Source organism: Actinomycetota bacterium, from assembly GCA_030684515.1.
GTDB lineage: Bacteria > Actinomycetota > Actinomycetes > S36-B12 > S36-B12 > UBA11398.
The window spans coordinates 183,670-210,170 of sequence record JAUXVJ010000024.1; the positions used below are offsets into that span (position 1 = coordinate 183,670).

Below are 26,501 nucleotides of genomic sequence, written 5' to 3' on the forward strand. Positions count from 1 at the left end.
CGCTGCGTCCAGCAGCACTGTGTGCCGCGCCTATGCTCAAGAGACCGGGTCACACTTGTGCTCTAGTTCTGCGATCCCTTGATCTGATCTTGGGAGGCGCACATGCGATTCACTCACCTGCGAGTCGCCGCCGTCCTGACGCTGTGCTCAAGTGCTGTACTTGGCCTCGGAGGCACTTCGCAAGCAGAGGATGCGACTGCCCCGCCGATGCCAACCATCAACGTGCGGCTCATTGGACTGGCAACGTCAGAGCAGCTCTTCCAGATCGAAGTCTTTGCTGACGAGATCACACCCTTGCCAACCGGGCAGCCGGTAACGGCAAGTTGGACTGATGCAGCCACGGGAATTGTGTCAACGTCGAGCGCAGTTGTTGAGGCGGACAACATCGCTCGCTTTCAGATTCAGTCCTGGCGCAGCACCGCGGTCACCGTGGTCTACGGAGCCTCCACTGCGATGGTCGAGGTGTCCGTTGCTCCCGCTCGGGCTCGCATCACAGCTCCCGCAAAGGCCCCGCCTCAGCAGTTGGCCTACCGCATCAATCTTGATCCTGCCGCAATTGGCCTTGGAGCCAACTCCTCGGTGGCAATGCTGAGTTCTGAAAGGCAGGCATCCATGACAGGCAAGTCCTGGCACCAAGGCTGCATTGCCTTCTCGTCTCTACGAGAGGTGCAGATCAATTACTGGGGCGTGGACGGTTACCGACACCGAGGAATCCTGATTGCCAATGCTGCAGTGGTGCCTTCGATCCGCAAGGCCTTCACAGCTCTGTACAACCATGGCTATCGCCTGCGATCGATGCACCCTGTCGACGTTTACGGCAAGAATCGAGCGAGCATCGGCGCCAATGACTACGCGTCCATGGCAGCCGGCAACACGTCAATGTTCAACTGCCGCTATCAAGTTGGCAAGGAGCACCGGCGCGTCTGGAGTCCGCATGCCAATGGTCGAGCTCTGGACATCAACCCGTGGGAGAACCCTTACCTCGCGCGAGGCGGTGTGGTGCCAAATCGCTGGTGGTTTGACACTCGCGCAAGTTCGCCGTTGGTCATTCGAGGCAACTCCCCTGTCACCACGATCCTGCGCGCCAATAACTGGAGATGGGGCGCATGGTTCAAGGACTATCAGCATTTTGACTACCGCGGCTAGGGTCCCTGCATGCACAGTGACGCCATGCGCGCAGCCGTAGTGACCGCGACCTTCGGGCTGATTGCATCAGTGTTCTTCAGCCTTCCGGCGTCGGCCATCACACCCAAGGAGTGCGGCAAGCCAGTAGCAGCAGCCAATGGCACGCATGGCCCTGTGCTGTGTCCCACTGGCGCTCCCAACCTGCAGATGCGCTCGTGGCTGAAGAAATCCGCCCCGCACACGATGGCCTTGAAGGCCAAGGTCACGGATGCTCAGATTCGCAAGGCGGCCTGCAAGGACGTCGCGCTGGAGATGGCAACGGGTCCCATGGTTACCGACGCCTACACCTACCAATTCGCCTTGAATAACTGGCGCGGCAAGCACATCAAGCCTTCTGTGTTCGATCTACGACTGGGCGTTGAATTCAACTGTGGCGGCTAAGCAGGCACTTCGAAAGCCGTAGTGCGTTCCAGCCCAGCAGCACGTCCCTTGGCGGAGATCACCAGCGCCATCTTGCGGGAGGCCTCGTCGATCATCTCGCTTCCGAGCATCACGGCACCTCGCGAGCCGCCTGCAGCTGATGTGTAGTAGTCGTAGGCATCAAGAATCAGCTCAGCATGGTCATAGTCACTCTGCAACGGAGAGAAGATCTCGTTCACCACATCGACCTGGTCGGGGTGCAGCACCCACTTGCCGTCCAGTCCAAGGGCAGCAGAGCGCGAGGCTACGCGGCGAAGACCTTCGGGATCCTTGATTGCCAGGTAGGGGCCATCGATGGCAAGTTTCCCGTTCGCGCGAGCGGCCATCAGGATGCTCATCAGAATGTGGTGGTAGGCGTCACCTACGTCATAGCCAGGTGGCTGCTCCCCCACAACCAGCGACTTCATGTTGATGCTGGCCATGAAATCTGCAGGCCCAAAGATGATGGTTTCCAAGCGCGGACTCGATGCGGCAATGGCATTGACGTTCACCAGCCCAAGCGCGTTCTCAATCTGCACTTCAATGCCGATGGCACCAGGCGTGAGCCCATTTGCCAATTCAAGCTGGGTGATGAGCAGGTCCAGGGCGATCACTTGCTCAGCGGTCTGCGCCTTGGGCAGCATGATGCAGTCCAGTTGTGCGCCAGCTCCGTCGATGACTGCGATGACATCCGCGTAAGTCCACTGACTGGTCCAGTCATTGACACGAACGCTGAGGATCTTGTCTCCGTAGCCCCCACCAGTGAGTGCGGCCACGATGTTCTCGCGAGCCTCCTGCTTGGCAAGCGGCGCGACCGCATCCTCAAGATCCATGAAAAGGGCGTCAACAGCAAGCCCCTTTGCCTTCTCCAGCATCTTGGTGCTGGAGCCCGGCACCGCAAGAACAGAGCGGCGGCTTCGCGCGATGCGATCGCTGGCTGACATGGTGCGAAAGTCTAGTTGCGCATGCGATCAGTTGCGCTTTGAAACCTTCACGGCAGTTCCGTAGGCGAGGATCTCGCTCAGGCCATTGCCGACATCCGACGAGTCAAAGCGAACGCCGAGCACGGCATCTGCGCCGAGCTCCTTTGCATGTGCCATCAATCGTTCAACTGCCTGCTCGCGCGCAGCGTTGACCACATTGGTGTACTGCGGCACCTCACCTGCCTGGAGAGCCTTGAAACCTCCGGTGAATCCCTTGGCAAAGCCCACACTTCGCACCAGGACTCCCCAACACATGCCCAGGTGTTCGTCTACCTGGTAGCCAGGAAGGTCGAAGGTTGTGGACATCATCGCTTCATCAGTCATGACTGAAGCCCATCACATTGATGTCATCTTGTCCAAGCGGTAGTGACGACTCAGCGAGCGGTGAATCCACCATCCATGATCAATTCAGTTCCGGTGGAGAAGGTCGCATCGGCAACGAGGTACAGCATGCCGCGCGCCATCTCATCGGCTTGGCCCCATCGCTGAATGATCTGACCGCCAGCCTTGCGGTCACCTGCGGGATTCATCGGCGTATCGATTGCACCGGGGTGAATGGAGAAGACTCGGATGTTGTCTGGGCCAAGATCGATGGCAGCCGACTTGGTCAGACCACGCACCCCCCACTTGCTGGCCGCGTAGGCACTAATCCCACCGGTTCCGACAAGCCCCGCGACAGAAGAGGTGTTGACGATGGCCCCACCGCCGGCTGCCTTCATCGAAGCCGCCACAGCCCGCATCCCGAAGAAGGTTCCGGTCAGATTGACTGCGATCACTCGATCCCAATCAGCCGTGGACGCAGTTGCGATCGGAGTGGAGGCGCCAATGCCAGCGTTGTTGACCAAGATGTCGATATTGCCAAGGGTGTTGGTCACTTCATCGACCACCTGCGTCCAGTTCTCCTCGCTGGAGACATCAAGGTGCAAGTAGGTGGCACCGATCTCATCGGCAAGCGCGTTGCCGGCCTCATCGGCAATATCGCAAATCACCACCTTTGCACCTTCTGTGGCCAGTAGTCGGCAATGTGCCTCGCCGATGCCCATTGCTCCACCAGTAACTATTGCGATAAGTCCTTGAACCCCAGCCATGGCTGTGACCATACTGGCCAACAGCCCAAGCGGCGCGGCTTTCTTGACCCAAGACGAGAGGCGATCCATGGCACACGGACCAGTAGAACCCTTCAAGATCGGGTATCTGAATGAAGGACTCATGGAAGGCGATGCATTCGATGCAAGCCTTGGCAGAGCAATTCGACTTCGCTTTGAAGAGGCCTATGAAAGCGGCCTGATTGATCGGCCAGTTGAACTCGTCGTTTCGACCGGCTACGGACTTCCATCTGGCACAGCGAAGGCTGTTGAAGACGCGTGGATGGAACTCAAGGATGCTGGAGTGCTTGGCATCTTGGGACCCGGCATCACTGACAACTGCATCGCAGTGAAGCCACTGTTTGAGAAGTACAAGGTGGCCACGATCAACTTTCCTGGCACGGTCTTGTCACGTGGTGAGTACGGATTCCACTATCAGCTGGGCGCGCTCTATGAAGATGGACCGATCTGTGCTCGAGCCATCGCTCGCAAGGGACTGACAGACGTTGCTGTCATCCGCGACCGTGGTCCAATCGGCGGAGAGTACTTCGAATACTTCGTCGACCAATGCGAGATGAGCGGTCTGTCTGTCATCAGCGACCAGGTGGTCTCACCCATCGCCACAGATCTCACCGCGCAGGTAGCCAAGGCCAAGGCCGCCAATCCGCAGGCATTGGTGTACCTCGGCTTCGGCGGCATTCTCAGTGAGCTGTCACAAGCCATTGCAGATGCCAATTTCACAGTGCCGCGCTACACCTGCACCGCGGGATTGCATTGGTACAGCAAGACACCCGAAGAACGAGTGGTGCTGAAGGGGTGGACCTACGTCGACATGGTCGATGAGGAGAACCCAGTGATGCAGCACATGATGCGCGAGTTCAAGTCACGCTGGGACATGGATGGCCTCAACCCGATCTTCGGAGTCGGCTATGACATGGCAACCCTTGCAGCGCTTGGACTGCACTACGCGCCGGTCTACACCACGGAGGGCTTCAAGGAGGGTCTGGAGAAGATCCATCACGTGCCATCAGTGCTCGGCGGCAAGGGCACAGTGATGGGCTTTGGTCCGCACGAGCGCACCGCTCTCAAAGGTCCTGACTACCTGCTGCTGCGAGAGATGGATCTGGAGAGCACGCATCGTCATCTGGGCTAGGCGCATCAGTAAACGACCTAAGTAGAAAGTGCCCCGCCGAATTTTCGGCGGGGCACTTTCTCCTGCTTGGTGTGACTAGCGGTTGCGTGAGCCCTGCGGGCGTCGGCTGCCGTAGTTGCCGCTGCGATTGGACGATGCAGTGCGCGGCATCGCTGAGTTCGCGGGCACCTTGATGCCGGTCCACGTTGCCGTGACTCCGGCCTTCTTCAGCAGCATGCGCACTTCAGCCACCTGATCAGGTGTTGCCACCGTGATGACTTCACCGGCTGCACCGGCTCGCGCCGTACGCCCTGAACGGTGGGTGTAGGCCTTGTGCTCAATTGGCGGATCAGCGTGCACAACCAAGGGCACGTCGTCGACGTGAATGCCACGTGCGGCAATGTCCGTGGCAACGAGAACCTTTGCAGTGCCCGAGCTGAATGCAAACAGGTTTCTCTCTCGCGCATTCTGCGAAAGGTTGCCATGCATCTCAACGGCATTGATGCCGCCAGTCTCCAGCTTGCGAGTGAGCTGCTTGGCACGACTCTTCGTGCGCGTGAACATCACGACGCGACCGCGAGTTGCCAGTTCATGGATGGCGCCAGGTCGATCGGCGTCAGACACCACGAGCACGTGATGGTCCAACAGCACTGGGGCTTCCACCTCAGCTGCGTGCGAGACCGGGTTGTCCAGGTAGCGCTTGACCAAGGTGTCGACGCCACCAGCCAGTGTTGCGCTGAAGAGCATGCGCTGCCCATTGGAGGCCGTCGCATCGAGAATCTTGCGAACGATCGGAAGGAAGCCCTGATCGGCCATGTGATCGGCTTCGTCAAGCACCGTGATCTCAACGCGATCAAGAGTGACGTCCTTGGCCTGCATGTGATCAAGCAATCGACCAGGGCAGGCAACGACGATCTCGACCCCTTGAGAGAAGGCAGAGCGCTGCGGGCCGTGGCCCACTCCGCCGAACACCGTGGTCACGCGCATGTTGACGGCAGCCGCGAGCGGCTCAATCACTGCGGCGACCTGCGTTGCAAGCTCGCGGGTTGGCACCAGCACCAATGCACGCGGTCGACCCGGTGCACTCGGTTTGGGATTGGCGGCCAGTGTTGCCACCAGTGGCAGAGCAAAGGCCAGGGTCTTGCCCGAGCCGGTGCGACCCTGACCGAGCACATCGCGATTGGCGAGGGCATCGACCATGGTGGCCTGCTGAATCGGGAATGGCGCGAGGATGCCTTGACCGGCCAGAACCTGCGCCAGGATCTCGGGAACCCCCAGCGATACGAAGGGATTGTCAGCGTCGATCTCGCCAAGCAGGGGCTTGGTGATGACCAGCGGCTTGCCGGGGCCGTTGCCGTCACGCGATGCACCATTGGTGCGCGTGGCCGGGCGACGGCGTGGGTTATTGCGACTGTTTGTGGGTCGCTGGGACGTAGTACGTGAAGCTTGCGGGGACATCGTTGAAACTCCTCTAGCGGGCAATTGCGCCGCTGGATCAAGCATGCAGATCATGGGCTGCCGCGAAATTCTGAGAATCTCGATGTGTCTGTTTCGGCCTGTTGCCGAAGTGCACCCATCTGTCTGTTGCGTGCTCATCGTGACATGCGGTGTGCGAAAGGTCCAATTGACTCGCCGCTGGAGAGTGTGTTCCACGACACCTTGCCCTGAGCGCGGCGGGCTCGTACTACTTGCGACGCCCCATACTCAGGTAGGCGATTGGCCCTACCGGTTGCACAAAGATTCCCAAGAACCACAATGCTTTTGGACCCCGCACTTGTGCTGATTCCCGCTTGGCGAGATCGATCAGCGCTACCGACGTCAACACCACTTCGACGGCACCGGCCGCGATGATGACTCGCTTTTGCATCGGGGTCATATCGGCCCACTTCTTCTTTGCCATCAGGCAAGCCTTCCCTTGAAGTTGCGCAAACGCAAACTATTGCTCACGACAAACACACTTGAGAATGCCATTGCGGCTGCAGCGACAATCGGATTCAACAGGCCGGCCATTGCCAGCGGAATTGCTGCCACGTTGTAGGCAAAGGCCCAGAACAGATTGCCCTTGATGATGCGCAGGGTTCTCCGTGAGAGCGAGATGGCGTCAACTGCCGCCCGCAGATCGCCTGTGACCAGTGTGAGTTCACTTGCCTCGATTGCCACGTCGGTGCCAGTGCCCATCGCGATGCCAAGGTCGGCCTGCGCCAAGGCAGCGGCGTCGTTGACCCCGTCACCGACCATTGCCACCACAAAGCCTTGCTCTTGCAACGTGCGCACAGCTTCGACCTTGTCCCATGGCAGCACCTCGGCCACGACTTCAGTAATTCCCACGGCGTCCGCAACAGTGTGTGCAACAGCCGAGCTGTCGCCGGTCAGCAATATGGGAGTCACCCCCAGCCCCCGCAATTCGGCAACTGCCTGCGCACTTGTCGGCTTGATTGCGTCTGCCACGGCGATGACCGCGTGAATAGCGCCATCCCACGCAACGCTGACCACGCTCTGGCCGGCACTATCTGCACGCTGCTCGGCTTCAGCAAGTTCGGGGGAAAGCTGAAGACTGAATTCGTCGGCAAGCCAACTCGCCTTTCCCACGACAACGGCGTGCGAGTCCACCAGACCGCGCGCCCCAAAGCCCACCGATGCTGTGAACTCTTCAACCTTCGGCAGCTGTCCCAGCTGCTCAACGCCGTAGCGGGCGATTGCTCGACCGATCGGATGCTCAGATGCATCCTCAACGGCGCCCGCCAGACGAATCACGTCAGCGGGGTTCACCCCTTCGCGTGTGGAGATCTCGACAACCTCCATCCGACCAGTCGTGATCGTGCCTGTCTTGTCCAGCAGGATCCGATCGATCCTTCGCGTGGATTCAAGAGCCTGCGGGCCCTTTACGAGTATCCCCAGCTGTGCTGCTCTTCCGGTGCCCACCAGAAGAGCAGTGGGCGTTGCAAGGCCAAGGGCGCAGGGGCAGGCAATGATCAACACCGCCACTGCAGCTGTGAATGCGAATTGGGTGTCTTCGCCAAGGAGCAACCACGCGACAAGCGTTGCGGCTGCGAGCACCAGGACAATCGGGACGAATACTGCGGCGACGCGATCAGCGAGCCTTTGCACCGGCGCCTTGCCAGATTGCGCATCGCTGACCAGACGGGCCATCTGTGCCAACTGGGTGTCTGACCCAATGCGCGTGGCTTCAACAACCAAACGACCGCCGGTATTCGTCGTTGCGCCCACGACGAGGTCTCCGGGGCCAACCTCCACTGGTACGGATTCGCCCGTGAGCATGCTCGAGTCAATGGCTGACGAGCCTTCAATGATCACGCCATCGCTTGCAATCGCCTCTCCGGGGCGAACGACGAACTGGTCGCCCACATGAAGTTCAGCGATAGGAAGCCGAGCTTCGCGCCCTTCGCGAAGAATGGAGACGTCCTTGGCTCCCATGGTCAACAGCGCGCGCAGTGCAGCACCAGAGCTGACCTTGGCTCGAGCTTCCAGGTACTTGCCGAGAAGGATGAAGACCGTGACCAGTGTCGCGACTTCGAAGTAGATGTGTGACGTGCTTGCTTCGCGGCTCGGCAACATCGAGAAGTCCATCTTCATGTCCGAATGGCCAGCTTCACCGAGGAACAAGGCATAGGTCGACCACAGAAATGCTGCCAGCACCCCGATACTGATCAAGGTGTCCATCGTCACTGCGCGATGGCGGGCGTTGATCCAGGCTGCGCGATGAAATGGCCAAGCCCCCCAAAGGACCACTGGTGCCGCCAGAGTCAACGAGAGCCACTGCCAGTTGCGAAATTGGAGTATCGGAATCATCGCCATCAGGACCACTGGCATCGAGAGCACAGCGGAGATCACGAGGCGCTGCTGCCATGGGTTCACGGCCACTTCAGCCACCGCAGATGGCTCTGATGCTGACGAAGGCAGGGTCGCGGTGTATCCCGCGGATTCAACTGCGCCAACCAAGGCCTCGTCAGCAACATTGCCATCAGCATGAACGCGCGCGGTCTCGGTGGCGAGGTTGACCTCGGCCGTGACTCCATCAATGCCGTTGAGCTTCTTCTCAACGCGCGAAGCACACGACGCACAGGTCATGCCGCCGATCTGGAGGTCAATCACGCGCTCGCGCAGTTCAGATGTCGAACTCACAATTCCTCCTTGGTCGTGCTCGATAGTTGCACCAGTTGCAGCCAGCAGTGGTTCAGCAATGGCTCTGGAAAGTCGGGAGCGAGTCGGTAGAACACCGTGCGCCCCTCCTTGCGGGCCTTGACCAGTCCAGCGGTGCGCAGCAGTCGAAGCGCGTACGAGGCCGAGTCTTCACCCACGTCCAGTGCGACGGCGAGATCGCCAACGCACAGTTCACCCACTTGGTCCAAGGCATACAAGATGCGCAGCCGAGTGGGTTCAGAAAGCAGGCTCAAGGTCCCGCTGAGTGCGGTGGCGTGATCAGGAGTCAGCCCTTGCTCGCGAATCTGCTCTACACGTGCCGAATCCAGCACGCTCACCTCACGAATGCTCGTCATATCCGTATGAACGCACGGATATGCGGATTCATTCCCAGCCTCAGCCATTGCCTCGCAGCATCCTCAGGAGGAAGTGTCATTGACACTGATCGCCAGCTTGGAGCGGGTCCGGGCATGGGCGCGGGGATCGAGCGCGGCAACGTAGGGCACTGGCGGACAGCTTGCACACATCGAGATCACTGCCTGGATCGGCAATCAGCCAGGTGTGGACATTTCTGCCATCACCCCGCTGTATTGGCAGCCCTGCACCGATCACTCCGCCAGCGAACTGGTGTTCTCTCCGGTCGCGTGAACGACCTCAGCGCGACAAGATCCTGTAACGCGCGCATGACAAACTTCCGGCATGCCTGGACCCGTCATCGGACTGACGTGCTACCTCGTTGATGCGCAGTGGGGCGATGGCGTTGTCACCTCTTCACTGATTCACCAGTGGTATGTCGATGTCCTGCACGCAGCCGGCGCGGAAGTACTCGTACTACCAGCCGAGAACAGCACCGACGTGCTTGATCGACTCGATGGCCTGCTGCTCGCTGGCGGAGAGGACGTGGATGCTCGGCTGTTCGGAGCTGAAGCCGACCCGACTGCAGATGCCCCCCAACTCCTGCGGGATGCAAGTGAATTCGCCCTCTATCACCGGGCCAAGGAGTTGGGGATGCCCGTGCTCGGCATCTGTCGAGGCGTGCAACTGATGGCAGTGGCTCACGGTGGAACGCTCATTCAGCATCTGCCTGCCGTGACGACGCAACTCGTGCACAGCAATGGTCCAGGCACTTACGTCGATCACACCACGAGTTTTCTTGAAGGCTCGCTAATCGCCTCGCTGTTTGGGACCGGACCATTTGTCGTGAACTCGGCCCATCACCAAGCCGTGGATTCGCCCGGCGACCTGCGCATCACCGGATGGGCACAGGACGGAACGGTGGAAGTCTGCGAGGACACGAATGCCGAGTTCTGTGTCGGCGTGCAATGGCATCCAGAGCGACCCGATCGCCGCAATCCTGACGCTCCCCTGCTCAGCGCCTTTGTTCAAGCAGCACAGTCGTATCTCACGCGAGGGCGCGAGCTTCCTTGAACTGAGAATCAGCGCGTCAGCGGTCGATCCGGGTCTTCGCGCAGCTCGACCCGATACCGGTGATCGGCACTCTTGTTCTTTCGTCGAGCCTTGGGGATCGGCAGCAGCCAGCCGTGGCGAGAATCCCTCCACACGCTCGTTGCCCAAGTGTGCCCATCGACAGTCGCCAGAATCGGAGTGCGCCCCCATGCTCCGGCTTCGTCAGGGGCACAGTTGTCCGGAACGCGCACAAACACCCATGTGCCCAAGTCCAGATCAGCAGCGGGTGCCTGGAAGGCATCGAATTCCTGCACGCTCAAAATCTAATGCGTGATGCCAAACGCGGCATTCAAGGATTCCAAGCGCTCGCGCAGGAGTCGCTGCTCCTGCACATTGCTTGGCAGCGCATCAGCAGCCAAGGGCTCAGGCTTCGGGCTCAGGCTGAAAAGGCCGAACTTCAACAGGGTTCATGCAGGCAACTGAGCACTGCTCGGCCAGCCGCAATGCCGTTGCCTCATCGGCAACTTCGATGACCCAGAAGCCGCCGATGTGCTCCTTGGAGTCAAGGTAGGGCCCATCGGTGCGCTGCAGGACCCCATCCTTGGAGTTCACCACCTGCGCGGTACTTGCCGGCATCAATCCGCCCGCAAACACCCAGGCACCCGAGGACATCAACTCAGTATTGAGCGCATCCACCGCAGCGAAGGCTTTCTGCATCTGCTCGTCGTCCATATAGGGCGACTCCTCGGAGCCGTGCACTGCTAACAAGTACTGAGGCATGAGCCTGTCCTTTCATTCTGAGAACTCCGGACTGTCCGTGCTCTCAAGCTGTTGACGAAGAGCTGGTTTCGCGATCGACAGTGTGTGCATGCATGTCTTGTCGCCTTGACTGCAGTACCTCAGTAACGGGCATTGCCGTACATGAAAGGCCGCACTTCAACAGGAACACCGGCAGCTGCTGATTGCTGCTGTGCCCAGTTGATCGCTTCATCCAGATCTGCCACATCAATGACGGTGATCCCGCCGATGCGCTCCTTGGACTCGATGAACGGTCCATCGGTGAGCACCAGTACACCGGCCTGATCCATCACTGTTGTGGCAGCGGACGGATCCTGCAGTCCGCCGCTGAAGACCCACACTCCCTGCTCAGTCATGGCGGCGCCGACCTTGTTCATCTCTACCATGATCAGATCGAGCTCGGCTGGTGTCGGCGGCCGCCCATCAGCCGGATAGCAGATGGACAACTGGTACATCGTCATGGCGCTACTCCTGACTCAACGGAAACCGACGACCGGCGCCAGCTGTCTTACGAACAGGCAAAGCCAGAATCGACTGCGATCAGGCCTTTGCGGCGAGAATGTTGACCATCCAGTTGATGCCGAATTGATCAACGAGCATGCCAAAGGTGTCCCCCCAAGGCGCAGTTGTCAGTGGCTGCTCGATCGTGGCACCAACCGACAGCCCATCCCAATAGCCGCGCAGTACTGCTTCATCGGTACCGCTGAGCGATACCGAATAGGCACTGCCTTCAGTGCCGTCGATATGCATTGGCGCATCCGAGCCCATCAGCGTGAGCCCGTTTTCGGTGTTCAGCTGGGAGTGCATGACCTGGTCGACCTCTGACGGATCAACTGGCATACCGGCCTCGCCGAAGGTGCTGATCTCCAGCACACCACCCAATACCGATTGGTAGAACTCCATGGCCTGTCGAGCATTTCCACGCCAATTCAGGTAGGGATTCAAAACGACGGACATCAGGGCCTCCAACGCCGAGGGAAATGGTGATTGTGCGGGCACATCTTTGCCCAAACTCCCTATGCGCACGAGCAGATCAGGGTCAAGTTGTCCCCGGGGTTGACATCGATGTAGTCGCGATATATCGTTACTACATCGCGAACTGTCGCGAGAGAGAAAGTTGGAACATATGACTGAGGCATACCCCCTCGAATTTGGCCCTTGGAACTCCCGTCGTGGATCCGGCCATCACAGCCGCAAGGCACGCGCCATGTGGGCGCTTATAAATGCACAAGCTGACGACCATTCGTCGGCAACGACCCCTCCTGCCGAACAAGGCCAGGAGCGAGGTGGGCCGCAACGCGGCCATCGCCATGGCGGCCACCGTCGCGGCTCAGATCAGCAGGACCCCTGGGGCGGCCGAGGCCGCAGCCCTTGGGGACCCCAGCGCGGACGCCGCCGCGAGCGCGGTGATGTCCTGCACGCGATTCTTCTGCTGCTTGCCGAACAGCCCCGTCATGGTTACGAGATCCTCACCGAACTCGCCGACCGCAGTGATGGACAGTGGCAACCCTCCCCCGGCTCGATCTACCCGGTGCTCAAGCGCCTGGCGCACGATGGCCTGGTTGCCCCGTCCAATCAGGAAGGCAAGCGAGTATTCGCCCTCACCGATGCCGGTCGAGATCTTGTCGCCGCGGAGGGTGAGTCCTGGGGTCAGCCCTGGACAAACACAGGTGCAGGCAATGGAGATGCCAGCGAAGCGCTGTGGACGGAAGGTCGCCAGCTTGGCGGCGCCGTGCAGCAAGTGGGTCAGCTCAATGACCCGGCCCAGATCGCGGCAACCGTGGAGATTCTGGTTGAGGCGCGCAAGAAGATCTATCGCTTGCTGGCTGACTGAATAACTGAACACGATCAAGGACTGACAGCTAGCCTGCTGAGGTGCTGACCGAAACCTTGATCCAGGAAGCCTCGCCGATCATCAATCGCATCGGCGGGGCTTTCTATTTCACCCCCGAGACCCTTGGCCGCGGACGCGAACTGGGCCTGAACGGCCTGCAGTTCTACTTCATCGGACGTGGTGGCGCACTCGGCGACGCCGACTGGCCGGTTGTGGTCAGCGCCTTCGGCTACTTCTCACCGAAGATGGTCAAGAAGTTCTGGAATTCCGCGCAAGAGGTCATGACACCACGCGAGGGAGGACGCGCATTCATGGAATGCTCCCGCGAATTCGGACGTCTGCACTTGAGCGAAGTCGAAGGCCTGGAAGCTTTCTGCGCTGCCGCCGAACAGGTCACCAAAGCGATCGACCCCATCGGCTTGCCGTTGTTCGCGGCAGTGAGCTTCGAGCCCTACGCCGAAGACCTGCCAGCAAGAGCAATGCAGTACCTCACCGTGCTGCGCGAGCACCGCGGCTCGGCCCATCTCCTGGCCCTGGTCGCAGCGGGCCTTGATCCCCGAGTCGCTGACGTCATCAATAGCCCAGATAGCTACCGGATTCATGGTTGGGACCAAGAGGAGCGACCGGTGCCAACTGAGAAGGATCTGGACCTGATGTTCCAGGCCCACCAACTCACCAACCAACTCGTGAGCAAGCCCTTTGCAACCCTGGACGACGAAAGTCAGCGTTCGTTTCTCGTCGCCTTGCGCGCAATCGACGCAGCAGTGCCCAAGACCTGAGCCTTCTCCTGCGACAACGCCGTATTCTCAATGGCTATGGCCCTACTGGTTGATCAAGCGCATTGGCCTTGGCGCGATCGCCTGTGGTGTCACCTCGTCAGCGACACCTCTTTGGACGAATTGCACTCCTTCGCAGCCCGGCTCGGCATTCCTGAGCGGGGCTTTCAAGGCGATCACTATGACCTGCCCCATGATCTGCGCGTGCAGGCAATCGAGCATGGCGCTCAAGAGGTCAGCAGCCGCGAAATCATTCTCGCTCTTCGGGCAGCAGGCCTGCGTCGACGCTGATCGACCACTAGCCTGCTTCGATGCAAACTGAAGCTCTGGTCAATGCCGCCTCGCCGATCATCGGTCAGCTCGGAGGCACCTATTTCTTCACGCAGAGCACTCTTGCTCGCGGCAAGGAACTCGGCCTGGATGGCATGCGCTTCTACTTCCTTGGCCGAGGTGCGCCCCTGGGTGACGTGGAATGGCCTGTGGTCGTCAGCGCATTTGGATTCTTCACACCACAACTGGTCGACAAGTTCTGGAACTCAGCCCGCCTCACCTTGTCCGCCAAGGACGCAGCACCGATCTATCGCGAATGCTCAGCAGTGTTCGGCCGGGAGAACTTCAGCTCAGTCGAGGGACTTGCAGAATTCTGTGCTGCAGCAGAGCTGATCGTGAACTCCGCAGAACCCGCCGGCCTGCCGCTGTTTGCCGGCCAGCTCTCACTGCCGCTTGCCGAGGATCTGCCGGGCCGCGCCTCGCAACTGGTGACCATCCTGCGTGAGCACCGCGGCTCCGCCCATGTGGCATCGGTGATCGCCGTGGGACTTGAGCCCCGCATCTCAGCAGCCCTTGGCCCCGAGGCGAGCTGGAAGTTTCATGGCTGGACCCTTGATGACGGGCCAGAGCCAACTGATGTCGATCGCCATCGCAGAATTGAGGCCGAGGGACTCACGGATCGCATCGTGAACAAGGCCTTTGCGGTGCTCACCGAAGAAGAGGGCCAGCACCTGATCCATGGCCTGCGGGGACTGAAGGCGGCCATGCCCGCGCAGGCCTGGGCGATGAAGGATGCGCCGAACTAGTCACCTGATGTCATCTCGCTCGAATCCCTAGCGATATGTGACCTGCGCCACTACGGTCAGCGCCAGCCCGAGAGCCGAGCATCCATGACCTGAAGGTGCGCCATGTCAGCGATCAATGTCGAGTCCTACCAAGTCACCGACCCCTTCTTCGGTGCGCCAGTCATCGATGTTGATGATGAGCGAGAACTGCCGACGCCGCATCGCTTCGTGCACGGCTACTTCGAGGGCACCAGCACTCGCTTTGCAATCGCCTTTCCGCCGGCTGACGTCTATCAAGGGCGGCTCTACCAACCCCTCGAGGGAGCCAATGCCGGTCACGAGAACGTGAACACCGGCCCCTTGGGCCAGGTCACCGGCGGACTGCAGATGATCTTCCGCTTGGGCGGCTACGCCCTGGAGAGCAACATGGGTCACATCGGTGATGTGATGGATCCCAAGGCCGGAGTTGACCCAACTCTGTACGGCTGGCGGGCAGCCGCCGAGTCGGCACGGTTCTCAAAGTTCGTGGCGGCCCAGATCTACGGTTCGGCGCCCGAGTACTCGTATGTGTACGGCGGCAGCGGGGGCGCTCGCCGATCCCCCCTTTGCCTGGCCTATGCGCCTGACGTATGGGATGCGGCACTGCCTTTCATGGGTGACGCGCAAGATGGCGACTACGGCGACTACCGCCTGCTGCGTGGCGCAACGCCGAATTTCTCGTGCATGTTCAATGTGCAGCGGATGCTCGGCGACAAGCTCTTTGGCGTCATCGATGCGATGTGGCCAGGCGGCAGCGGGGATCCGTTTGCTGGGCTGACCGTTGACGAGAAGGAAGAACTCGCCAACCTCTACCGCATCGGCTTCCCCCGCGGGGATGAGTCCTTCATCCTGCAGCCGATGGGCCAGATCTGGCTGTGGTGCTCGATGGCCAATCGTCTGCAGCAGGACTACCCCGCCTATTGGGAGAACTTCTGGACCAAGCCCGGACACGTGGGATTTGATCGACCGGAGCTGGTGAACGAGGACCTCATCGTCTTGGAGACCACGGTCAAGCGCGTGCTGTACGCCAAGGACCTTGCCGAGGATCCCACGCTTGATATCCCAGAGTTGGCCCAACTTCGTTCACTGGCTGCACTGTTCGCCAGCATGAACAACATGCAGCACATTCCCATGGCATTGCAGTTGGACGAGGCCCCTGATGGCTACCTCATGGGTGCCGGCATTGAACTCCTGAGCGGCGCTGCAGCAGGCCGGCGGCTTTACGTCATGAACGGCGCAGGTGACGTGCTGCTGGCTGACAGCGACGGCGAGGCCAGCAACAAGAGATTCCGCGGAGTCGAGCCGGGTGATCGAGTACGGGTGGACAACCGCGCATTTCTTGCCTACTGCTACTACTACCGTCATCACGTGCCAACTGAGGCGGAGTACCAGTTCCTCACCATTGACGGAACACCGATCTACGACCAGTACGAACTGCCGACGATGTCGCCATTCATGGGCGTCAAGCACACCGGTCGAATCGAAGGCAAGCTGCTGTGGGTGCATCACACGCACGACTCATCGCTGTGGCCACCGCAAGGCATCGGTTTCAAGGCCAATATCGAACGCGAGTATGGCAATGAGATCGCCGACACCAAGTTCAAACTTCGCTGGTCAGAGAACGCTGAACATGTGCCGCCCGCCATGACTGCGCCCGGCCCGGGCCGCGCGAACAACACCTGGCTGATCGACTACCACCCGATCATCGAGCAGTCCTTGTTCGACTTGAGGGACTGGGTTGAAGAGGGCATCGTGCCTTCAGATACCGCATTTGAATATCGCGATGGGGCGATCATCCTGCCCACGGATGCAAAGGATCGTGGCGGTATTCAGCCCGTTGCCAACGTCACCGTGAACGGTGGGGACGTCACGCATGTTCGCGTCGGCGAGGCTGTGACGTGCACCGTCCAAGCGGACACTCCCCCCAATGCCGGAACGATCATCGGGATCCAGTGGGACTTCGACGGCACCGGATCATTCCCGCAGAGCGAGGAACTCGATGGCACCCAAGCATCAGTGCAGCTGTCGACTTCGCATGCATTCGACAAGCCAGGCACCTACTTCGTCAGCGCACTTGTGGAGTCGCATCGTGAAGGTGACGTCAACGCGACCTCACGTCGCATCCCCAACCTCGCTGCCGCCCGCGTAGTGGTCAGCTAAGGCAGCAGCAGCACACGAACATGGAACTGGGGACCGGGCCTAAGCCCAGTCCCCAGTTCTCGTCTGGCACGGCTCGATCAGGTGGAAGTCCACTTGGGAGCGCGCTTCTCGCCGAATGCGGTTGCCCCCTCTTTGGCGTCATTGGATGCAAAGACCGGACCAGTCACCGTCTGCTGCCACTTCATGAACTCCGGATCGGTCCAGCTTGCGGCCTTGGCGAGAATGGCCTTGGTGGCCTTCAGCGCCAAGGGGCCGTTCTGGGCAATGCGATCAGCGATCTCGATCGCGGCGTCCAAGGCCTTGCCCGGCTCGGCCAGCACCGAGACCAGACCCCATGCATTGGCCTGCTCGGCGTCGATGATGTCGCCGGTCAGCGCCAGCAGCGAGGCGGCGGGGTAGCTCATCACGCGAGGCAGGCGGTAGAGCCCACCACCTGCGGCGACCAGTCCGCGCTTGACCTCCGGGATGCCGAATTTCGCCTCTCGTGAGGCGACGATGATGTCGGTGCAGAGCGCCTGCTCACATCCACCCGCGAGTGCGTAACCCTCGACGGCCGCGATGATCGGCTTGGCTGGTGGCTGCTCGTTGAGACTGGGATGCTCGCTGACCTTGTCGAAGGTCGAGCCTGCGGCGAACTCGCGCAGGTCCATACCAGAGCAGAAGTTGCCGCCCGCGCCGGTGAGCACTGCGACCGACAGGTCGTTGGAGACATCAAATTCATGCAGAGCCTCAGACATCAAGTACATCAATTCGCGGCTGAGCGCATTGCGGGCCTCAGGGCGGTTCATCGTCATGACGAACACTGCGCCACGCTTCTCAGTGAGTAGTACCTCGCTCATTTGCTGCCTCCAGAAATTGATTCGATGATCGGCGAGCAAGGTACTTGGATTGCGTGACCAATGCCCGGTATTTCGCCATATTTGACGCCCCTAGAGCGGGTAGGGCCCCAAGCGTCCCCAGGCAACGACCGCCTTGATCTGGGTTGGCGAGAAGTCCTCAACCCAGCCCATCGTGGTCCCCAAGGAGGCCTTGGACTGCCTCAGCTTCATCAATCCGGTCACGACGAAGGCCACTGCCAGAGCGCTGGCCGCGAGCCACAACGCGGTGTTCATGCCAGCAGCCTTGACGCTTTGTTTCACGATTGCTATTTCTCCAGTCCCGCGTCGGCGCCGTTCACGATCGCAGCTGGGTCCCACTGACTCTCACTTCCTCACAGAATCGACCACTTCCGTCTCTCATTTGTGCCGAATCATGATTGTCACCAGCACGTAACAAAGGCAGCGATTTCGTTGCCTACCCTCGCTGCAATCCAGTTCCACGACCTCAAATACCTGAGCCCGCCACCCCAGCGGAGCGCCGTCCTGAAAGGGAACCTTCATGAGTGGTAATGCCGTTCGTCTGCAAGCAATCAAGGACGTCGAGGCCTATGTGCCTCCAGCAGTCAGCTACAACGAACTTGAGGCTCCAGGCGAGATCTACGGGATGAACGTCTTCAGCAAGTCGGTGATGCAGAAGCGACTTCCGAAGTCTGTGTTCAAGTCGGTGACCGACACCATTGAAAACGGCGCAACACTTGATCCCACCGTTGCTGACGCTGTCGCCTCGGCTATGAAGGACTGGGCTCTGGAGAAGGGCGCTACCCACTACGCCCACGTGTTCTACCCGCTGACTGGTTTCACTGCCGAGAAGCACGACAGCTTCTTTGAGCCTGTTGGCGATGGCACGGCCCTGGCTGAGTTCGCCGGCAAGACCCTGGTTCAGGGCGAGCCTGATGCATCCAGCTTCCCCAACGGTGGCCTGCGCAACACCTTCGAGGCTCGCGGCTACACCGGTTGGGATGTCACCAGCCCGGCATACATCCTGGAGAATCCCAACGGCAACACTTTGTGCATCCCCACCGTCTTCGTCTCCATGACCGGTGAGGCCCTCGACCACAAGACCCCGCTGCTTCGCGCCCAGCAGGCGATGTCCGAGCAGGCCGAGCGAGTGCTCAAGCTCTTTGGGCATGATCCCGACCGGGTCGTGTCCTACTGCGGCGCCGAGCAGGAGTACTTCCTGGTTGACCGGCACTTCTTCCTGGCTCGTCCCGATCTGCTCAACGCCGGTCGCACCCTCTTCGGCTCCAAGCCCCCCAAGGGCCAGGAGTTCGACGATCACTACTTCGGCGCCATCCCCGAGCGCGTGCTCGGCTTCATGATGGACACCGAGCGTGAGCTCTTCAAGCTCGGCATCCCTGCCAAGACCCGTCACAACGAGGTTGCTCCCGGCCAGTTTGAGATCGCTCCCATGTTCGAGCGCTCCAACCTTGCTGCTGACCACCAGCAGTTGCTGATGACGACCTTCAAGTCAGTTGCCGAGAAGCACGGCATGGCCTGCCTGTTCCATGAGAAGCCATTCGCCGGAGTCAACGGCTCGGGCAAGCACGTCAACTTCTCACTGGGCAACGGCCGTCAGGGCAACCTGCTGCTTCCTGGCGACACGCCACACGACAACGCGCAGTTCCTGGTGTTCTGTGGCGCCGTCATCCGCGCAGTCCACAAGTTCGGCGGCCTGCTGCGCGCATCAGTGGCATCGGCAAGCAACGACCACCGACTCGGTGCAAACGAAGCCCCTCCGGCAATCATCTCGATCTTCCTCGGCGATCAGCTTGCTGACGTCTTCGCACAGATCGCTGACGGTGGCGCAACCTCTTCCAAGAGCAAGGGCACGATTCGCATCGGTGTCGACACCTTGCCAGTGCTGCCAACAGACCCGGGTGATCGCAACCGCACCAGCCCATTTGCCTTCACCGGCAATCGTTTCGAGTTCCGCGCTCCTGGCTCATTGCAGTCCGTTGCCGGTCCGATGACGACCATCAACACCATCCTCGCCGAGGCACTGGACTTCATCGCCACCGACATCGACGCTTCATTGGCCAACGGTGTTGAGTTCAACGATGCCATTCAGATCGTGCTGCAGAAGATCATGAACGAGCATGGCTCAGTTGTCTTCAACGGCAACGGCTACGCCGAGGCCTGGCAGATCGAGGCAGCCGAGCGTGGCCTGCCGAACCTGCGCACCACTTTGGATGCCGTCCCCGAGCTCGTCACGCCTGCTGCCATCCAGCTCTTCGAGCACTACAAGGTGTTCAACGAACGCGAGATGCACAGCCGCTTTGAGATCGCACTCGAGCAGTACATCCTGAGCATCAGTGTCGAGGCCAAGCTGACACTTGAAATGGGCAACACGATGGTGCTGCCAGCAGCCGTGCGCTACCAGACAGAGTTGGCATTGAACGTTGGCGCTCTGCTCGCTGCTGGCGTGGAGACTGACACCTCGACTCTGGAGCCGATCTCCGGCTTGATCACCAACTTGCGCACCTCGCTCCTTGAGCTGTCTGATGCATTGAAGAGTGCGCACAGCGAAGAGATTGTGGACGAGGCCAAGTACGCGCAGGAAGCGCTGCTGCCAGCTCTGACAGCAGTGCGGACAGCTGCAGACGCGCTCGAGGGCTTGGTTGCCGACGATCTGTGGCCGCTGCCGACCTACCAGGAGATGCTGCACATCCTGTAAGTCGACTGAACATCAGCACACTCAGGCGCTCGGTGTCTGTGTGACGGCACAGCGGCAACGCCCAGCCTCACACGGACACCGAGTGTTCTGCATTCACCGTAGATTCACGGCACCGATAGATTCCAAGAGCGCAGTACAGGTCAAGAGTTCTCGCGCGTGTGTCCAGCCCAAGTACGGAGGATCCCGTGACCGTGGTCAGTGAGTACCTTGCAGTTGCCGGTGCCGTCAGGTCGCTGCTTGCCAACGGCGACGTCGCCAAGTACTGGGAGTACCCCAGCGCCCTTGAGGAATGGACCGTGGCCGGACTTGCCGGCCATCTCGCGCGTCCAGTGCTGAATCTTTCCACGATCCTGCGCGCTGAAGTGCCAGCCGAGAAAGAGCTCACGTCCGCTGTCAACTACTACGCCGAAATGCCAGTCGCCGATCTGCAGTTGGCCTCCACGATGGCAACGGAGATTCGCCAGCGCGGGATCGACGCCGCCGGCTCGGGCATCGCTGACTTGCTCCAGCGCTATGACTCTGCCTTGACCGAGCTGCATCAGACCCTGCCATCCCTTGATGCCCAGCAGGAGGTTGTGGCTCTGGGCGTGCGAATGCTGCTCACCGAGTATCTGGTGACGCGGATGGTGGAGATGCTGGTCCATGCCGATGACCTGGCCACCAGCATCGGCACCGAATCCCCGAAGTTCCCGATCGACGCGGTCGACGCGGTTGTGGCAACCCTGGCCTGTATTTCTGCGCGCCGAAACAATCCGACCGACATCCTGCGCGCCCTGGCAAGAGCCGAGCGCCCTATTCAGCAGATCACCGCGTTCTGACTGAAGCCATGCCACTCAGTCCAGGAAGGTCTGGCCTGACTCTGGTGAGGCCAACTGGTGGGCGCACATCGTGGTTGCGCCGGACCCACGCGCACGTAGGCCCCTTTCAGGGCTGACCTCGGGCGGCCGTGCCGCCCCGGGCCCGCTAGCGTGGCCGGGTGCCCGTAGTCCTCCTGCAGGTAGCCAACTTCACCTCAGGGGTCGGCAACGCAATCGTGATGATCGCCTTGCCCTGGCTGGTGCTCGTCCGCACCGACTCCCCCTCCGCCGCGGGCCTGGTGGCCGCCCTCAGCGCTCTTCCAGGCCTGGTGATGGCACCGGTGGCGGGGTGGCTGGTCGACCATCTGGGCCGCCGGCTGGTCAGTGTCGGTTCGGACATCCTGTCGGCGATGTCCGTGGCTGCCATCCCGATCGTGGCGTCGATCACGGACCTGACCTTCACGTGGATCGTGGTCCTGGCGGTGATAGGTGCGACGTTCGATCCGGCGGGCTACACCGCACGCAGGTCGCTGCTGCCAGATGTGTCTGCCGCAAGCGGCATGCCCATCGAGCGGTTGAACGGCATCCACGAGGGCGTGTTCGCAGTGGGGTGGACGCTGGGGCCCCTGCTCGGCACAGCGCTGATCGCCACCGGTGGCCCCGAGACGGTGTTCTGGGCGCCCTTCGTGCTCTTCCTGGCCGCAGCTGTGTGCGTCGCGGCCATGCGCGTGGCGGACGCGGGCCAGCAGGCGCGGGCTGAGCGGATCGCCGCAGGCACGGAGGTGACCGGCTGGGCCGGAATGGTGCGCGGCTTCAGCGTCCTGTGGCAGGACCGTCTCCTGCGCACCCTCACGATCGCCGTCCTCGTGCTGGCCGCCATCTACCTGCCCACCGAGGCGGTGGTGCTCCCGACGTACTTCGAGGCACTAGGAGATCCCGCATCCCTTGGCATCGTCATCGCGGCCTTGGCTGGCGGATCGGCCATCGGCGCGTTCAGCTACGGCTGGCTCACCGTCCGCATGTCGCGCATGGCCATCACCCGCGTGGTCCTCATTGGCACGGCAGCGAGCATCATCCCGATGGCGCTGCTGCCCGCGCTCCCCCTCATGGTGGTCGCCGCGTTCTTCCTCGGCCTGTGCTGGGGGCCGTTCAACCCACTGATGAGCACGCTCGTACAGCGTCGGGTTCCCGCCGACGAACAGGGCCGCGTGTATGGCGTGCAGCTCTCCGTCTTCTACGCGGCACCCCCGCTGGCCATGCTCGCGGTCGGCTTCTGCGTGGAGCGCTTCGGCGTCTCGGCCACCTACCTCGGCCTCGCCGGGATCCTCGCTGCCACCGCCCTGCTTGTCCTGCTGGCCCCGGGACTCAAGGAGATCGACGACTGACGAGCCCTCGGTGAGCCCCAGGCGGCAGTCGCTGCGCGGCAACAAGACGCGGAGACCGGTCCCCAACGGCTCGTCGTCGTCGAGGCCGGCCCGGATCCCGCGCGACTAGTAGACGTACTCCGTCAGCAGTGCGGCAAGCTGCGCCGGTCGATCGCTCTGCACTGAATGTCCGGCGCCGTCGACGATTTCGAATCGGAAGTCCTGTGCGCGCGAACTGAACTCTGCAACGTGTTCATCAGTGACAAATGCTGAGGCCCCACCGCGCACAAGCATGATCGGCACTTGGATGGTGTCGACGTCATCCCAGAGTGCGAGAAAATCGTCGTTCAGGAACTCACTGGGATCCTCGCCATCGGGGCGCTTCATCGAGTCATAGCGCCAGCCCCACTGACCGTCCTGGAACTGCTGAGAGTTGTGCATCACTCCTCGTTCGATAAGCAGCGCCGGACGAGTGGGGGCCAAGGCTGTCGTGGCGTCGATCATTGCCTGAAGTGAGTCATAGCGGTCAGGACCCTGCGTCAATGCAGTGGTGCCGCGCTCCTCAAGGGTCATCTTCTTCATCTGCTCCATCTGGCTTGGAGTGACATCAACGATCACCACGCGCGAGAACATCGCCGGGCGAATCGAAGCCAAGTGGATTGCGGTCAGGCCTCCCAAGGACATGCCGACCAGTGCCACATTGCTCAGCCCCATGCGGTCCAGAACAGTGGCGATGCTCTTGGCTCCGGTGAAGGGCCAGTACTCCTTGTCCGCACGCCAGGACGAGTGCCCATGCCCGGGCAGATCAATGGCAACAAACGGGCGTCCCATCAGCAGCCCCACGGCGTCCCAGGTGTGAGCGTTCTGTCCGCCGCCGTGCAGCATGACAATCTCCGGCGGCTTGGTCCCCCACCGCAACGAGGCAATAGACGAACCGTCCTCCAATTCCCAGTGCTCGCGAGTCAGCGTCGGATCCGTCCATGGCGCTCCGAGCAGTTCTGCGGTTTCCTGCAGCAGATGCTTCTCGTTGTACGTCTCATTGCTGATAGTCATCGGAGTCTCCATGCATGCGTCACGGGATTGGGTCGACGCGTGGAGGCTATCCAGATTCTCTTGGCCGTGCCCGAGCTTTCACGAGGCAGGCAGCGCAGGCGGTGGCCAGGGAGCAGAAACGGCGCTGCGCACTTGCTCTCGTTGATCACCCAGCACGGTTGAACTCAACGAGGTCAGCAGTGCGTGCAGCTCTGACAGCTGCTCAGGTGTGAGTTGATCCCAGATGCGCATCGACGCTTGGTCAGTCTCCAGTTCAATCTGCGCCCGCAATTGGGAGCCTGCTGGCGTCAATGCGTGACCGCCATCGAGCAAGCCTCGCGCGCTGAGCGAATCAATAGCACTCGCCCATGCCTGTTCGCTGATCCCGCGCGAGCGCTGCAGCATTGGCAGGTCATAGCCCGCTGGCTTCCATGCTGTGGACAGCGCTTGGCTCTCAGCAGAACTCAGATCATGGGCAACCAAGGAGCCCACATGGTTGTCACCGCGGAACTCACGAGCAACTGTTGCGCAACGCCATAGCCGTGCCCATGGATCATCGGGCAAAGGCACTGCCTGATTACCAGCCGCGAGTGGATGACCAGCGACATCGAGTTCGGCAATTGCGCCTGCGAGCGCATCAGTTGGCGAAGCAAGCTTCTCCACTGGGTAGTCATCGCCAAAGGTGCGCCGAGCAAACCCAGCAAAGCTGTCATGAGCGATGCTGATCATCGCTTTGGGCGTGACCAGCTCCCACAGCTCATTGACTGCATCGAAGACGAGCTTGGGAGCAAAGCCGTGGAAGGCCGCAATCACCACTGCTGGAGCGGCAGCGCCCATCGGTGCACTGCGCACGGCGAAGAAGGACTGCATTCCGCCGACGCCCAAGGGCTTCACGATCGCGCGCACCTCGGGGTTCAGCAGGCCTGCTCCAGCAAAGGGTTCCATCGCTGCCCACATCGTTCTTGCGACTGAAATGTCGTAGCCCACAGCTCTCCTTCAATACCAGCGCCTGCAGACGCACATGTTGATAGCGTCAACATAACCAAGTCTGCAGCCACCTCACGACGATTGACTTCGCGACATCAAGGAGCCCCATGAAGTACACCCATCTCGGACACACTGGTCTTACCGTCAGCAAGCTCTGCCTGGGCACCATGAACTTCGGTCCGGAGACCAATGAGGCTGATTCCTTTGCGATCATGGATCACGCGCACTCCGTGGGCATCAACTTCTTTGATACCGCCAATGGCTATGGCGGCCCGGGCCACATGGGTCGCACCGAGACCATTCTGGGCAATTGGTTTGCCTCTGGTGGCGGGCGCCGCGAAAAGACCGTGATCGCCACCAAGCTCTACGCCTCATTCAGTGACTGGCCAAATGACGGCAAGCTGTCGGCGCTGAACATTCGTCGCGCCTGCGACGCGTCCTTGAAGCGCATGCAGACCGACTACATCGACATCTACCAGATGCACCACGTTGATCGCCGCACGCCTTGGGATGAGATCTGGGAAGCCATGGAGGTCCTGCGCAATCAAGGCAAGATCATCTACGTCGGCTCTTCCAACTTCGCCGGCTGGCACATCGCCCAGGCGCAGGAGGCTGCCCGTCGCCGCAACTTCCTTGGGCTGGCAAGTGAGCAGTCGATCTACAACCTGCTCGAACGCACCGTTGAACTTGAGGTGCTACCGGCATCGCAGTTCTACGGCCTTGGCGTCATCCCGTGGTCACCTCTGCAGGGCGGATTGCTGGGCGGCATCATCAAGAAGCTCGAATCTGGCGACGTGGGCCGCAGCAAGGTGCAGCGCACCAACGATCGCCTCGAAGCACTGCGTCCGCAGATTCAGGCGTGGGAGGACTTCTGTGCCAAGCGCGACGAGGACCCAGCGGACACCGCTCTTGCCTGGTTGCTGCACAACCCGGCAGTCACCGCACCGATCATTGGGCCGCGCACTCTTGCGCAACTCGACGGTTCACTGCGCGCACTGGACATCACACTCGATAGCGACGCCATGAAGGAACTCGACGTGCTGTTCCCAGGCCCAGGCGGCACTGCGCCTGAGGCCTACGCCTGGTAGTCATGCAGTTGCGGTGACGGCCTGCACCAGGAGATCGTCGACGACGAAGGCGCCCTTCCACGAAGCAAGCTAGCCAGCAATTACTTCGTCACGATTGCCTCGAGGTTATCCAGGGACTTGACCATCATGCTCAACGGCACGATCGGAAAAGCGATGCGCGCCTTGCGCTTCTCTGACAATCCACTCCAGTCGCAGTACGAAGTGACTTCAGTTGAGTTGCCGCCGACAGCCTTGAGTGCGTAGCCATAGACATAGCCGAAGGGCTTTCCGTCATTGGCCAGAATTCCCCATTCAACGAGTTGGTCCTCTGCAATGTTGGTGATGATCACCGTGACGTCGTACTTGCCCATGTCAGGGAAGTCGCCAAGTGGCGCACGGTCCATGTGCATCAAGAAGGTGTCACCCACGGCAGTGACCTGTTTGCTGTCAGGCGCGGCCACGAGCATGCCGGATCCATCAATCTGCACGTGACCTTCGGGACTGGAGACCAGCGCGTAGATGGCCGAGGCTGGGGCGGCAATGACTCGAGTGGATGAAATGCGCTCTTCAGTGGACATGTGATTCCTTGGAGTATGACGTGGGGGCGCCAGAGGAATGGCGGGCGTGAAGCCCCCGCAATCAACTTTGTAGGCCATTTGCGGGGGCTCTCACTTGGAAAAGCGATACC

The 26,501-nt window shown here is 60.8% G+C and carries 28 protein-coding genes and 1 pseudogene; 13 read left to right on the forward strand and 16 right to left on the reverse strand.

The genetic code is table 11. From position 1 onward, the window contains the following. Positions 1–102: 102 nt before the first annotated feature. Entirely contained in the window at positions 103–1,146 is a 1,044-nt protein-coding gene (locus Q8M73_09675) for a M15 family metallopeptidase (GenBank protein ID MDP2288816.1), read from the forward strand. 9 nt (positions 1,147–1,155) lie between these two features. After that, entirely contained in the window at positions 1,156–1,566 is a 411-nt protein-coding gene (locus Q8M73_09680; GenBank protein ID MDP2288817.1) for a hypothetical protein, read from the forward strand. Here the strand turns inward: Q8M73_09680 and Q8M73_09685 are convergent. The 3 genes from Q8M73_09685 to Q8M73_09695 are packed head-to-tail and all read right to left on the reverse strand — an operon-like array spanning position 1,563 to position 3,655. Then, positions 1,563–2,528, reverse strand: a complete 966-nt coding sequence (locus Q8M73_09685) for a CoA ester lyase (GenBank protein ID MDP2288818.1) — start codon at positions 2,526–2,528, stop codon at positions 1,563–1,565. The two genes, Q8M73_09680 and Q8M73_09685, sit on opposite strands and share 4 nt — an antisense overlap. A 27-nt stretch (positions 2,529–2,555) precedes the next feature. After that, complete coding sequence (locus Q8M73_09690) at positions 2,556–2,891, reverse strand: YbjQ family protein (GenBank protein MDP2288819.1); 336 nt, start codon at positions 2,889–2,891, stop codon at positions 2,556–2,558. 50 nt (positions 2,892–2,941) lie between these two features. Continuing rightward, on the reverse strand, positions 2,942–3,655 hold the full coding sequence (locus Q8M73_09695; GenBank protein ID MDP2288820.1) for an SDR family NAD(P)-dependent oxidoreductase: 714 nt from the start codon (positions 3,653–3,655) through the stop codon (positions 2,942–2,944). Between the two features lie 67 nt (positions 3,656–3,722). On the opposite strand from Q8M73_09695, the gene Q8M73_09700 reads away from it, so the two are divergent. Beyond that, positions 3,723–4,805, forward strand: a complete 1,083-nt coding sequence (locus Q8M73_09700) for an ABC transporter substrate-binding protein (protein ID MDP2288821.1) — start codon at positions 3,723–3,725, stop codon at positions 4,803–4,805. 192 nt (positions 4,806–4,997) lie between these two features. Here the strand turns inward: Q8M73_09700 and Q8M73_09705 are convergent. From Q8M73_09705 to Q8M73_09720, 4 genes and pseudogenes are all read right to left on the reverse strand, one after another. Continuing rightward, positions 4,998–6,089 (reverse strand): annotated as a pseudogene (locus Q8M73_09705) (DEAD/DEAH box helicase). 379 nt (positions 6,090–6,468) lie between these two features. Continuing rightward, positions 6,469–6,684 (reverse strand): PLD nuclease N-terminal domain-containing protein, encoded by a 216-nt coding sequence (locus tag Q8M73_09710; protein MDP2288822.1) that lies wholly within the window; start codon positions 6,682–6,684, stop codon positions 6,469–6,471. Further along, a complete protein-coding gene (locus Q8M73_09715) occupies positions 6,684–8,927 on the reverse strand; it encodes a heavy metal translocating P-type ATPase (GenBank protein MDP2288823.1) in 2,244 nt (747 codons plus the stop codon). Before Q8M73_09715 ends, Q8M73_09710 begins: the two co-directional genes overlap by 1 nt. Further along, complete coding sequence (locus tag Q8M73_09720) at positions 8,924–9,349, reverse strand: metalloregulator ArsR/SmtB family transcription factor (protein ID MDP2288824.1); 426 nt, start codon at positions 9,347–9,349, stop codon at positions 8,924–8,926. The genes Q8M73_09715 and Q8M73_09720 overlap by 4 nt, the downstream gene beginning before the upstream one ends. 295 nt (positions 9,350–9,644) lie before the next feature. On the opposite strand from Q8M73_09720, the gene Q8M73_09725 reads away from it, so the two are divergent. Continuing rightward, positions 9,645–10,373, forward strand: coding sequence for a gamma-glutamyl-gamma-aminobutyrate hydrolase family protein (locus Q8M73_09725; protein ID MDP2288825.1), 729 nt, complete (start codon positions 9,645–9,647; stop codon positions 10,371–10,373). A gap of 8 nt (positions 10,374–10,381) precedes the next feature. Here the strand turns inward: Q8M73_09725 and Q8M73_09730 are convergent, their stop codons facing one another. The 4 genes from Q8M73_09730 to Q8M73_09745 all read right to left on the reverse strand — a co-directional run bounded on the left by Q8M73_09730 (position 10,382) and on the right by Q8M73_09745 (position 12,107). Beyond that, positions 10,382–10,666, reverse strand: coding sequence for a DUF1905 domain-containing protein (locus Q8M73_09730; protein ID MDP2288826.1), 285 nt, complete (start codon positions 10,664–10,666; stop codon positions 10,382–10,384). Between the two features lie 109 nt (positions 10,667–10,775). After that, positions 10,776–11,132 carry a YciI family protein gene (locus tag Q8M73_09735; protein ID MDP2288827.1) on the reverse strand — a complete coding sequence of 119 codons (357 nt, stop codon included), beginning with the start codon at positions 11,130–11,132 and terminating at the stop codon, positions 10,776–10,778. 119 nt (positions 11,133–11,251) lie between these two features. Continuing rightward, positions 11,252–11,611: a YciI family protein gene (locus Q8M73_09740; GenBank protein MDP2288828.1), complete on the reverse strand. Its 360-nt coding sequence runs from the start codon at positions 11,609–11,611 to the stop codon at positions 11,252–11,254. A gap of 79 nt (positions 11,612–11,690) precedes the next feature. Then, positions 11,691–12,107: a VOC family protein gene (locus tag Q8M73_09745; protein ID MDP2288829.1), complete on the reverse strand. Its 417-nt coding sequence runs from the start codon at positions 12,105–12,107 to the stop codon at positions 11,691–11,693. Between the two features lie 169 nt (positions 12,108–12,276). Between Q8M73_09745 and Q8M73_09750 the strand changes: the two genes are divergently transcribed. The 5 genes from Q8M73_09750 (at position 12,277) to Q8M73_09770 (ending at position 17,014) form a co-directional block, all read left to right on the forward strand. Then, positions 12,277–12,984: a PadR family transcriptional regulator gene (locus Q8M73_09750; GenBank protein ID MDP2288830.1), complete on the forward strand. Its 708-nt coding sequence runs from the start codon at positions 12,277–12,279 to the stop codon at positions 12,982–12,984. A gap of 41 nt (positions 12,985–13,025) precedes the next feature. After that, entirely contained in the window at positions 13,026–13,763 is a 738-nt protein-coding gene (locus Q8M73_09755) for a hypothetical protein (protein MDP2288831.1), read from the forward strand. 36 nt (positions 13,764–13,799) lie between these two features. Further along, positions 13,800–14,051, forward strand: a complete 252-nt coding sequence (locus tag Q8M73_09760) for a DUF4031 domain-containing protein (protein MDP2288832.1) — start codon at positions 13,800–13,802, stop codon at positions 14,049–14,051. 20 nt (positions 14,052–14,071) lie between these two features. Next, positions 14,072–14,836, forward strand: a complete 765-nt coding sequence (locus Q8M73_09765) for a hypothetical protein (protein ID MDP2288833.1) — start codon at positions 14,072–14,074, stop codon at positions 14,834–14,836. A 102-nt stretch (positions 14,837–14,938) separates the two neighbouring features. Further along, positions 14,939–17,014: a hypothetical protein gene (locus Q8M73_09770; protein ID MDP2288834.1), complete on the forward strand. Its 2,076-nt coding sequence runs from the start codon at positions 14,939–14,941 to the stop codon at positions 17,012–17,014. Positions 17,015–17,091: 77 nt separating this feature from the next. Here the strand turns inward: Q8M73_09770 and Q8M73_09775 are convergent, their stop codons facing one another. Then, positions 17,092–17,853: a crotonase/enoyl-CoA hydratase family protein gene (locus Q8M73_09775; protein MDP2288835.1), complete on the reverse strand. Its 762-nt coding sequence runs from the start codon at positions 17,851–17,853 to the stop codon at positions 17,092–17,094. A gap of 90 nt (positions 17,854–17,943) precedes the next feature. Beyond that, positions 17,944–18,153: a hypothetical protein gene (locus Q8M73_09780; protein ID MDP2288836.1), complete on the reverse strand. Its 210-nt coding sequence runs from the start codon at positions 18,151–18,153 to the stop codon at positions 17,944–17,946. Between the two features lie 238 nt (positions 18,154–18,391). Here Q8M73_09780 and Q8M73_09785 point away from each other — a divergent pair, with 238 nt between their 5' ends. The 3 genes from Q8M73_09785 to Q8M73_09795 all read left to right on the forward strand — a co-directional run bounded on the left by Q8M73_09785 (position 18,392) and on the right by Q8M73_09795 (position 22,748). Beyond that, a complete protein-coding gene (locus tag Q8M73_09785) occupies positions 18,392–20,566 on the forward strand; it encodes a glutamine synthetase III (GenBank protein ID MDP2288837.1) in 2,175 nt (724 codons plus the stop codon). Between the two features lie 185 nt (positions 20,567–20,751). Continuing rightward, on the forward strand, positions 20,752–21,384 hold the full coding sequence (locus Q8M73_09790) for a maleylpyruvate isomerase N-terminal domain-containing protein (GenBank protein ID MDP2288838.1): 633 nt from the start codon (positions 20,752–20,754) through the stop codon (positions 21,382–21,384). A 158-nt stretch (positions 21,385–21,542) separates the two neighbouring features. Next, on the forward strand, positions 21,543–22,748 hold the full coding sequence (locus Q8M73_09795; GenBank protein MDP2288839.1) for an MFS transporter: 1,206 nt from the start codon (positions 21,543–21,545) through the stop codon (positions 22,746–22,748). A 105-nt stretch (positions 22,749–22,853) separates the two neighbouring features. On the opposite strand, the gene Q8M73_09800 is transcribed toward Q8M73_09795, so the two are convergent. Then, positions 22,854–23,780 carry an alpha/beta hydrolase gene (locus Q8M73_09800; GenBank protein ID MDP2288840.1) on the reverse strand — a complete coding sequence of 309 codons (927 nt, stop codon included), beginning with the start codon at positions 23,778–23,780 and terminating at the stop codon, positions 22,854–22,856. Between the two features lie 78 nt (positions 23,781–23,858). Further along, a complete protein-coding gene (locus tag Q8M73_09805; protein MDP2288841.1) occupies positions 23,859–24,746 on the reverse strand; it encodes a hypothetical protein in 888 nt (295 codons plus the stop codon). A 107-nt stretch (positions 24,747–24,853) separates the two neighbouring features. Between Q8M73_09805 and Q8M73_09810 the strand changes: the two genes are divergently transcribed. Continuing rightward, positions 24,854–25,834: an aldo/keto reductase gene (locus Q8M73_09810; GenBank protein ID MDP2288842.1), complete on the forward strand. Its 981-nt coding sequence runs from the start codon at positions 24,854–24,856 to the stop codon at positions 25,832–25,834. 80 nt (positions 25,835–25,914) lie between these two features. On the opposite strand, the gene Q8M73_09815 is transcribed toward Q8M73_09810, so the two are convergent. Further along, positions 25,915–26,391, reverse strand: coding sequence for a polyketide cyclase (locus tag Q8M73_09815; protein ID MDP2288843.1), 477 nt, complete (start codon positions 26,389–26,391; stop codon positions 25,915–25,917). Positions 26,392–26,501: the final 110 nt, after the last annotated feature.